Origin of the sequence: Pseudomonas sp. NPDC089534 (assembly GCF_044749305.1) — a bacterium.
GTDB classification, from domain to species: Bacteria; Pseudomonadota; Gammaproteobacteria; order Pseudomonadales; family Pseudomonadaceae; genus Aquipseudomonas; species Aquipseudomonas ekonensis.
This window is the reverse complement of the sequence record NZ_JBIVHR010000089.1, coordinates 14,938-24,590: the sequence shown is the minus strand read 5'-3', so window position 1 is coordinate 24,590 and position 9,653 is coordinate 14,938. Positions and strand designations below refer to the sequence as shown.

At 63.4% G+C, this 9,653-nt stretch carries 6 protein-coding genes and 2 pseudogenes (1 of these 8 running past the window's edge); 5 read left to right on the top strand and 3 right to left on the bottom strand.

Annotated elements, in window-relative coordinates; translation table 11 throughout:
* From ACIP0B_RS22670 to ACIP0B_RS22655, 4 genes and pseudogenes are all read left to right on the top strand, one after another.
* Positions 1–536 (top strand): annotated as a pseudogene (locus ACIP0B_RS22670) (glycine--tRNA ligase subunit alpha); the annotation flags it as partial.
* Complete coding sequence (glyS, locus tag ACIP0B_RS22665) at positions 533–2,587, top strand: glycine--tRNA ligase subunit beta (protein WP_400836185.1); 2,055 nt, start codon at positions 533–535, stop codon at positions 2,585–2,587. The pseudogene ACIP0B_RS22670 and the gene glyS, both read left to right, overlap by 4 nt.
* Positions 2,588–2,591: 4 nt before the next feature.
* On the top strand, positions 2,592–3,131 hold the full coding sequence (gmhB, locus tag ACIP0B_RS22660) for a D-glycero-beta-D-manno-heptose 1,7-bisphosphate 7-phosphatase (RefSeq protein WP_400836183.1): 540 nt from the start codon (positions 2,592–2,594) through the stop codon (positions 3,129–3,131).
* 82 nt (positions 3,132–3,213) lie between these two features.
* Positions 3,214–3,993: a lysophospholipid acyltransferase family protein gene (locus ACIP0B_RS22655; protein ID WP_400836181.1), complete on the top strand. Its 780-nt coding sequence runs from the start codon at positions 3,214–3,216 to the stop codon at positions 3,991–3,993.
* A 157-nt stretch (positions 3,994–4,150) separates the two neighbouring features.
* Here the strand turns inward: ACIP0B_RS22655 and ACIP0B_RS22650 are convergent, their stop codons facing one another.
* Positions 4,151–5,692, bottom strand: a complete 1,542-nt coding sequence (locus ACIP0B_RS22650) for an ATP-binding protein (protein ID WP_400836179.1) — start codon at positions 5,690–5,692, stop codon at positions 4,151–4,153.
* A gap of 153 nt (positions 5,693–5,845) precedes the next feature.
* On the opposite strand from ACIP0B_RS22650, the gene ACIP0B_RS22645 reads away from it, so the two are divergent.
* A complete protein-coding gene (locus ACIP0B_RS22645) occupies positions 5,846–6,565 on the top strand; it encodes a response regulator transcription factor (RefSeq protein ID WP_400836177.1) in 720 nt (239 codons plus the stop codon).
* 63 nt (positions 6,566–6,628) lie between these two features.
* On the opposite strand, the gene gyrB is transcribed toward ACIP0B_RS22645, so the two are convergent.
* A complete protein-coding gene (gene gyrB, locus ACIP0B_RS22640; protein WP_400836175.1) occupies positions 6,629–9,046 on the bottom strand; it encodes a DNA topoisomerase (ATP-hydrolyzing) subunit B in 2,418 nt (805 codons plus the stop codon).
* A 5-nt stretch (positions 9,047–9,051) separates the two neighbouring features.
* Positions 9,052–9,653, bottom strand: a pseudogene (gene recF / locus ACIP0B_RS22635) (DNA replication/repair protein RecF) (it continues 563 nt past the right edge of the window).

Here is a 9,653-nt window from a genome sequence, read left to right as displayed (position 1 = left end):
AACGGCATGGAAGTGACCCAGTTCACCTACTTCCAGCAGGCGGGCGGCATCGAGTGCTACCCGGTGACCGGCGAAATCACCTACGGCCTTGAGCGCCTGGCCATGTACCTGCAAGGCGTGGACTCGGTCTACGACCTGGTCTGGGCCGACGGCCCGTTCGGCAAGGTGACCTACGGCGACGTGTTCCACCAGAACGAGGTGGAGCAGTCCACCTACAACTTCGAGCACGCCAACGACGACAAGCTGTTCGAACTGTTCGACTTCTACGAAAGCGAAGCCAAGCGCCTGATCGAACTCGACCAGCCGCTGCCGCTGCCGAGCTACGAAATGGTGCTGAAGGCCTCGCATACCTTCAACCTGCTGGATGCGCGCCGGGCGATCTCGGTGACCGCGCGTCAGCAATACATCCTGCGCGTGCGCACCCTGGCGCGTTCCGTCGCCCAAGCCTACCTGCTGGCCCGCGCCAAGCTGGGCTTCCGATGGCGACCCCTGACCTGCGTGACGAAGTACTGGCCAAGCTGGAGGCTGCACAATGAGTGCTCAAGATTTTCTGGTTGAACTGGGCACCGAAGAACTGCCACCCAAAGCCCTGAACACCCTGGCCGAAGCGTTTCTGGCCGGCATCGAGAAGGGCCTGCAGGCCGCCGGCCTGAACTACCAGGGCAAGGCCGTCTACGCCGCGCCGCGCCGTCTGGCCGTGCTGATCACCGCGCTGGACACCCAGCAGCCGGACCGCAGCATCAACCTCGACGGCCCGCCGCGCCAGGCCGCGTTCGACGCCGAAGGCAATCCGACCCAGGCCGCCCTGGGCTTCGCCAAGAAGTGCGGCGTGGAGCTGAGCGAAATCGACCAGAGCGGTCCGAAGCTGCGCTACAGCCAGAACATCGCCGGCAAGCCGACCGCCAGCCTGCTGCCGACCATCGTCGAAGACTCGCTGAACGACCTGCCGATCCCCAAACGCATGCGTTGGGCCGCGCGCAAGGAAGAGTTCGTGCGTCCGACCCAATGGCTGGTGATGCTGCTCGGCGACCAGGTCATCGACTGCACCATCCTGGCCCAGAAGGCCGGCCGCGAGTCCCGCGGCCACCGCTTCCACCACCCGGAAAACGTGCGCATCGGTTCGCCGTCGAGCTACCTGGCCGACCTGCGCGCCGCCTACGTGCTGGCCGACGCCAACGAGCGCCGCGAGATCATCAGCAAGCGCACCGAAGAGCTGGCCACCCGCCAGGAAGGCACCGCGATCGTGCCGCCGGCCCTGCTCGACGAAGTGACCGCGCTGGTCGAATGGCCGGTGCCGCTGGTGTGCTCGTTCGAGGAGCGCTTCCTCGACGTGCCGCAGGAAGCCCTGATCACCACCATGCAGGACAACCAGAAGTACTTCTGCCTGCTGGACGCCGACGGCAAGCTGCTGCCGCGCTTCATCACCGTGGCCAACATCGAGAGCACCGATGCGCAGCAGATCATCGCCGGCAACGAGAAAGTGGTTCGCCCGCGCCTGACCGACGCCGAGTTCTTCTTCAAGCAGGACAAGAAGCAGAAGCTCGAAGCGTTCAACGACCGTCTGCAGAACGTGGTCTTCCAGGAAAAGCTCGGCAGCGTCTACGACAAGGCCGAACGCGTTTCCAAGCTGGCGGCCTACATCGCCGCGCGCATCGGCGGCAACGCCTCGTGGGCGGCCCGCGCAGGCTTGCTGTCCAAGTGCGACCTGGCCACCGAAATGGTCGGCGAGTTCCCGGAAATGCAAGGCGTGGCCGGCTACTACTACGCCCTCAATGACGGCGAGCCAGAAGACGTCGCCCTGGCGCTGAACGAGCAGTACATGCCGCGCGGCGCCGGCGCCGAACTGCCGGCCACCCTGACCGGTGCGGCCGTGGCCATCGCCGACAAGCTCGACACCCTGGTCGGCATCTTCGGCATCGGCATGCTGCCGACCGGCAGCAAGGATCCGTATGCCCTGCGCCGTGCGGCCCTGGGCGTGCTGCGGATCCTGATCGAGAAGCAGCTGGACCTGGATCTGAACGACGCCGTGGCCTTCGCCGTGAACGGCTTCGGCGCCAAGGTCAAGGCCGCCGGCCTCGCCGACTCGGTGCTGGAGTTCATCTTCGACCGTCTGCGTGCCCGCTACGAAGACGAAGGCGTGGATGTCGCCACCTACCTGTCGGTGCGTGCCCTGAAGCCGGGTTCGGCGCTGGACTTCGACCAGCGCGTGCAGGCGGTGCAGTCCTTCCGCAAGCTGCCGGAAGCGGCGGCGCTGGCGGCGGTGAACAAGCGTGTGTCGAACCTGCTGAGCAAGGTGGAAGGCTCGGTGCCGACCGTGGTCGAGGCCAAGTACTTCGACAACGCCAACGAGTTCTCCCTGTACTCCGCCATCCAGCAGGCCGACCAGGCCGTGCAGCCGATGGCCGCTGCGCGCCAGTACAGCGAATCGCTGGCGCGCCTGGCCGCCCTGCGCGAGCCGGTGGACGCGTTCTTCGAGGCCGTGATGGTCAATGCCGACGACGCCAACGTACGGGCCAACCGCTACGCGCTGCTGGCGCGCCTGCGTAACCTGTTCCTCGGCGTTGCCGACATTTCGCTGCTGGGTTGAGGAATTGCCGTTGAAACTGCTGATTCTCGATCGGGACGGAGTGATCAATTACGACTCCGACGCTTACATCAAGTCGGTGGAGGAGTGGATTCCGCTGCCCGGCTCGATCGAAGCGATCGCGCAGTTGAGCAAGGCCGGCTGGACGGTGGCGGTGGCCACCAACCAGTCGGGCATTGCCCGCGGCTACTACGACCTCGCCACCCTCGAGGCCATGCACGCGCGCCTGCGCGCGCTCGTGGCCGAGCAGGGCGGCGAAGTCGGGCTGATCGTGCATTGCCCGCACGGGCCGGACGAGGGCTGCGATTGCCGCAAACCCAAACCCGGCATGCTCAAGACCATTGCGCAGCATTACGACGTGCCGCTGACCGGCGTGTGGTTCGTGGGCGACAGCCTTGGTGACCTGGAGGCCGCCAAAGCCGTCGATTCACAGCCTGTTCTGGTGAAGACCGGAAAGGGCGAAAAGACCCAGGCCAAAAGCTTGCCGGTCGGCACCCTGATTTTTGACGATCTGGCGGCGATTGCCGCAGAACTTATCCACAACTAGAGTGCTTCTGACGTTCCTGACCAAGGATTGATCGGGAGTGCGCTTGAACAGTCGGGCATCGCCCGTAACGGTAAACGTCGCCATGTCGATACTGCAGGCCATCAGAATTGCTCTCTTTTACCTGCTGCTGGGCACCAGTTCCCTGCTGTGGTGCAGCCTGAGCTTTTTCATCGCGCCCTTTCTGCCGTTCAAGGCGCGCTATCGCTTCATCAACGTGTACTGGTGCCGCTGCGCCTTGTGGCTGAGCAAGGTGTTCCTCGGCATCCATTACGAAGTCAAAGGCGCGGAAAACGTGCCTGACCGGCCCTGCGTGATTCAGTCGAACCACCAGAGCACCTGGGAGACGTTCTTTCTCTCCGCCTATTTCCAGCCCTTGAGCCAGGTGCTCAAGCGCGAACTGCTGTACGTGCCGTTCTTCGGCTGGGCGATGGCCATGCTGCGCCCCATCGCCATCGACCGCGACAACCCGAAAGCCGCGCTCAAGCATGTGGCGGCCAAGGGCGACGAGCTGCTCAAGGACAACGTCTGGGTACTGATCTTCCCTGAAGGCACCCGCGTTCCCTACGGCACCGTCGGAAAATTCTCGCGGGGCGGGTCTGCCCTGGCGGTGAACGCGTCGCTGCCGGTGCTGCCGGTCGCCCACAACGCCGGCAAGTTCTGGCCGAAGACCGGCTGGGGCAAGAAGCAGGGTGTGATCACCGTGGTCATCGGCCAGCCGATGTACGCCGAAGGCTCAGGACCGCGCGCCATCGCCGAACTGAACGACCGGGTCCAAGCCTGGAACGAGCAGGCCCAGCGGGACATGGGCTCGCTGCCGCCGGCTCCGCAGACCCCTGCCGCCAACGATCAGGCCACTGCCTGAGAATTTGTGGATAACCTGTGTACGAGTTCGTTGAAAAGTCGCGAATTCACGATTTAACTAATTGATTTACTTATATATTTCTCAAGCTCATAAAGCCCCGGAAATGGTGCATAAGTTTTTTCGGGAGCAAAGAAACCGGCTGATATAGCCGGTTTTTTTATGCGTGCTCTTCAGCCAGCAAGGGCAGCTCCAGGCGGAATGTGGTGCCTTGACCGACCACGCTCAGGCATTCGATCCGCCCACCGTGGTGATCCACCACCGCCTTGACCATCGACAGGCCCAGCCCGACGCCGTCGATGCCTTGGGCCGAAGAGAAACGCCGGTACTGGCTGAACAGTTCAGGCAGTTCCCCGGCGGCGATGCCTTTGCCCTGGTCGGTCAGCTCGATGCACAGCCAGTCCTCGTGGCAACGCACCCGCAGTTGCACCGCGGTGCCCGGCTCGCTGTACTTGATCGCGTTTTCCAGCAGGTTGAACAGGGCCCGGGTCAGCAGGCCCTGGTCGGCCATGACCAGGCATTCCTGGGCGGACTCGTCCATGTCGTGCAGCAATTCGATGCGCTTTTGCTGAGCGATGGGCAGGGCCTGATCCAGCACATCCAGCACCAGCATCGCGAACAGGCTCGGCTGGAACTGATAGGCCTTGGACTCGGCACGGGCCAGCAACACGAAGCCATCGGTGAGATCGAGCGCCCGCCGCACCTGACGCTCGATCTGCTCGAACAGGGGCGAGTCCGCGCCCGCCTGGTGCCGGTGCACGTCCAGCAGGGCGAGGATCGCCGAGTGGGGCGCACGCAGGTCATGGGAGAGAAAACGCAGCAACACGCTGCGCTGCTCTTCCGCCGCACGCTCGGCGCTGAGGTCGGTCAGGCTCAGCAGCCAGCCGATCGGCGTGTCGCCGTCCACCGGCAACAGCGCCGCGCGTTCGAGCCGCAGACTGCGTTCCTTGCGGTCGCGAAACTCCAGCAGCGGCAGGGCGGACAGCGCCGGGCGCGAGGCCTGGTCCAGATCCGGATAGCCGATGCGGGCCAACTGACCGAGCACGTCGTCGCCCACCAGATCACTGCCGAACAGATTCCGCGCATTGCGGTTGCCCAACAGGATCTGGCCTTGAGGATCGCTGATCAGGGTGGCGACCGGCAGGTACTCCAGGCCATCGGCGATGAAGCGCCGGGTGTCGCGGGTTCGGCTCATGGCCTGTTCGAGCGCCATGATCTGCCCCTGCAGGCGGTCGGCGCCCTGGAACCGCGTGCGGCGGCGCTCGGGGAACACCTTCGGTTCGCTGTCCAGACGGGCCAGCTCCCAGCCGAAGTACGTCAGCACCACACTCAAGCGTCGCCAGTTCCAGATCAGGTAACCGAACAACATGCCCAGCACCGCCGGTGTCGGCGACCACCAATGGCGCCATTCCGCCAGCCCTGTGCTGACCAGCAGCGCGCAAGCCATGCCGATCAGGGTCAACCACAGCGCCAGACGCGGACGCCACAGCAGCAAGCCCAGCACGCTCGTCACCAGCGCCACCGACAGCAACGCCCCCATGACGGGCGCGGGGTCCTGCAGGTTGATTTGCGAACGCCACGACAGCAACGCAGTCAGCGGCAATAGCACTAGACTTATCCACAACCACTCGCGCACCAGTCGCCGAAACAGCCGTTGCACCTGGCTCGGCACTCGGCTTTCATGCCGACGCGGGTTATTCATGGGGAACGGGGCAGGGCGGGTTGAATGGTTTCATCGGTCTAGGGTCTGAAGGCGTGTCTGAATGATTTCAAGGAATCATAGCGGACGCCGGAACACCGGGCCGCCGACTTTTGCAGTCCCGACCCACTGCCCAACGAAAAGGAATCATCGCGTATGCGCGTTGCGATATTGGACGACGAACCGGCCGAACTGCGCCGGGTCGAGCAGACCCTGCAGCAAATGGCCGAAAACGGCGAACAGCCCTGGTCGCTGCACAGCTTCGAAAGGGGCGAAGAACTGCTGCGGCAACTGCGCCGGGAAACCTTCGACCTGCTGATCCTCGACTGGCAACTGCCGGATCTCACGGGCCTGTCATTGCTGCGCTGGACCCGCGAGCACATGGAGGCGCCACCCGCCGCGATCATGCTCACCAGCCGCGACGGCGAAAGCGACATCGTCCAGGCGCTCAATGCCGGTGCCGACGACTATGTCGGCAAGCCGTTCCGCCCCAACGAGCTCAAAGCCCGGGTCGCGGCGGTGCTGCGCCGCCACGCCCAGCAACGGCCGGCCGCCGGCGAGGTGCTGCACTTCAACGATCTGGCGTTCGACGACGGCGAATTGACCGTCACCCGCGACGGCAAGCCGATCGCCATGACCGAGCGCGAATACCGCCTGGCCCGCTGCCTGTTCAGCAACCTCGGCCGGCCGCTGTCCCGGGACTACCTGTACGAACGGTTCTGGCCCCATGAGGAAATGTCGTCGTCAAGGCCGCTGGACACCCACATCTATCGCCTGCGCAACAAACTGGGGCTGACGGCGGACCGGGGTTGGCAATTGTTGACGATCTATGGGTATGGGTATCGGTTGGAGAGTGTCGCCACGGCCGAGGAGTGAACCGGCGGGCAATAAAAAAGGCCAACGCAGATGCGTTGGCCTTTTCGTTGGTGCAGACCGGGATCAGAAGTCCAGGTTCGCCACCGACAGGGCATTGCTCTCGATGAAGTCACGACGAGGCTCGACCGCATCACCCATCAGGGTGTTGAAGATCTGGTCCGCGGCGATGGCGTCTTCGATGGTCACTTTCAGCATGCGGCGCACGGTCGGGTCCATGGTGGTTTCCCACAGCTGATCCGGGTTCATCTCACCCAGACCTTTGTATCGCTGGATGGTGTGGCGCTTGGTGCTTTCGGCCATCAGCCAGTCCAGGGCTTCCTTGAACTCGGTGACCGGCTTCTTGCGTTCGCCGCGCTGGATGTACGCGCCTTCGTCCAGCAGGGTGCTCAGCTGGGCGCCGAGGGAAACGACGGTCTTGTAGTCGTTGCTGCCGAAGAAGTCGCGGTTGAAGGTGACGTAGTTCGACAGGCCGTGGGAGATCTGCTCGACCTCCGGCAGCCACACGCCACGCTCGCGGTCTTCGCGCAGGCTGGCCTTGTAGACCAGGCCGGACTTCTCGACGGTGCGCAGGCGCACTTCGTACTTGGCCAGCCATTCCTGCATGGCGGCGTGGTTGCCCAGCATCTCCAGGCTCACCGCCGGCAGGTAGATGAAGTGCTCGGTCAGCTCCTGCGGGTACAGGCGCGACAGGCGCTTGAGGGTCTTCATGACCATGCGGAAGTCGTTCACCAGACGCTCCAGCGCTTCGCCGGAGATGCCCGGGGCGTCTTCGTCCAGGTGCAGGCTGGCGTCTTCCAGGGCCGACTGCGTCATGTACTCTTCCATGGCGTCGTCGTCCTTGATGTACTGCTCCTGCTTGCCCTTCTTGACCTTGTACAGCGGCGGCTGGGCGATGTAGATGTAGCCGCGCTCGATCAGCTCCGGCAACTGACGGAAGAAGAAGGTCAGCAGCAGGGTGCGGATGTGCGAACCGTCGACGTCAGCATCGGTCATGATGATGATGTTGTGATAACGCAGCTTTTCGATGTTGTACTCTTCGCGGCCGATGCCGCAGCCCAGCGCGGTGATCAGCGTGCCCACTTCCTGGGACGAGATCATCTTGTCGAAACGGGCCTTCTCGACGTTCAGGATCTTGCCCTTGAGCGGCAGGATGGCCTGGGTCTTGCGGTTGCGCCCCTGCTTGGCAGAGCCGCCCGCGGAGTCACCTTCCACGAGGTACAGTTCGGACAGCGCAGGATCCTTTTCCTGGCAGTCGGCGAGCTTGCCCGGCAGGCCGGCGATGTCCAGCGCGCCTTTGCGGCGGGTCATCTCGCGGGCCTTGCGCGCCGCTTCACGGGCACGGGCCGCGTCGAGCATCTTGCCGACGACCAGCTTGGCTTCGTTCGGGTTCTCCAGCAGGAAGTCGGAGAAGTACTTGCCCATTTCCTGTTCGACCGCGGTCTTCACTTCGGAAGACACCAGCTTGTCCTTGGTCTGGGAGCTGAACTTCGGATCCGGCACCTTCACCGAAATGATCGCGGTCAGGCCTTCACGGGCGTCGTCACCGGTGGTGGCGACCTTGTGCTTCTTGGCCAGGCCTTCCTGTTCGATGTAGTTGTTCAGGTTGCGCGTCAGCGCGGAACGGAAGCCCACCAGGTGGGTGCCGCCGTCGCGCTGCGGAATGTTGTTGGTGAAGCACAACAGGTTCTCGTTGAAGCTGTCGTTCCACTGCAGGGCGATCTCGACGCCGATCCCGTCTTCACGCTGGATGTTGAAGTGGAACACCTGGTTGACCGCGGTCTTGTTGGTGTTCAGGTATTCAACGAATGCGCGCAGGCCGCCTTCGTACTTGAACAGCTCCTCTTTGCCGGTGCGTTCGTCCTTGAGGACGATGCCGACGCCGGAGTTGAGGAACGACAGCTCACGAATGCGCTTGGCCAGGATGTCCCAGCTGAAGTGGATGTTCTTGAAGGTTTCCTTGGAAGCCTTGAAGTGGATCTGGGTACCGGTGGTCTCGCTGTCGCCCACGATCGCCATCGGCGCCTGAGGCACACCGTGCACGTAGGTCTGCTCCCAGATCTTGCCGCTGCGGCGAACGGTCAGCACCAGCTCTTCGGACAGGGCGTTCACCACCGACACGCCTACGCCGTGCAGACCGCCGGAGACCTTGTAGGAGTTGTCGTCGAACTTACCGCCGGCGTGAAGGACGGTCATGATGACCTCCGCGGCGGAAACGCCTTCCTCCTTGTGCACATCGACCGGGATGCCGCGACCGTTGTCGCGCACGGTGATGGACTCATCCGGGTGGATGATCACGGCGATATCGTCGCAATGGCCGGCGAGGGCTTCGTCGATCGAGTTGTCGACCACCTCGAACACCATGTGGTGCAGACCGCTGCCATCGTCGGTGTCACCAATGTACATACCGGGACGTTTGCGCACGGCATCCAGGCCTTTCAGCACTTTAATGCTCGATGAGTCGTACGTATTTTCTTCGCTCAATGCCTTCACTCCCGATGGTCGTGGGTCTGGGTGATACGGCCCTGTTCCACGTGGAACAGGGCGACTGGCGTTTCCGTCTGCCAGCCTTCCCTCAAAAATTCGTGGTCTACACAGGTGATAAAGACCTGGCAGCGTAAGTCTTCCAGCAAGCGGCACAGCGCGCGGCGGTGCTGCTCGTCCAGCTCGGACGGCAAGTCATCCACCAGATAAATACACTGCCCGCGCCTGGCCTGGCTCACCAGGTGCCCCTGGGCAATCCGCAAGGCACAGACCACCAGCTTCTGCTGGCCCCGGGACAAGATGTCCGCGGCATTGTGCGCGCCCAATCGAAGACGCAGGTCAGCGCGTTGCGGCCCGGCCTGGGTATGCCCCATCTGCTGGTCCCGTTGCAGGGATCCGGCGAGCACGGCACTCAGTTCCCGGTCCTTGTCCCAGCCCCGGTAATAGCTGAGCGTCAAACCCTCGAGCTCAACCAGTTCGCTCAAGGTCTGTTCAAAGACTGGTTTCAAGGCTTTGATGTAAGCGCGGCGGTATTCATCGATTTCAGCGCTGGCCTGGTACACTTGACGCCGTTTCGCAAGCGGTTTGGGACAGGGAACTGTGCCAG

Excerpts from the sequence above, each read along its gene's own strand:
- ACIP0B_RS22650 (WP_400836179.1), bottom strand. The coding sequence starts at position 5,692 with ATGAATAACCCGCGTCGGCATGAAAGCCGAGTGCCGAGCCAGGTGCAA.
- ACIP0B_RS22645 (WP_400836177.1), top strand. The coding sequence starts at position 5,846 with ATGCGCGTTGCGATATTGGACGACGAACCGGCCGAACTGCGCCGGGTC.
- glyS (WP_400836185.1), top strand. The coding sequence starts at position 533 with ATGAGTGCTCAAGATTTTCTGGTTGAACTGGGCACCGAAGAACTGCCA.
- ACIP0B_RS22655 (WP_400836181.1), top strand. The coding sequence starts at position 3,214 with ATGTCGATACTGCAGGCCATCAGAATTGCTCTCTTTTACCTGCTGCTG.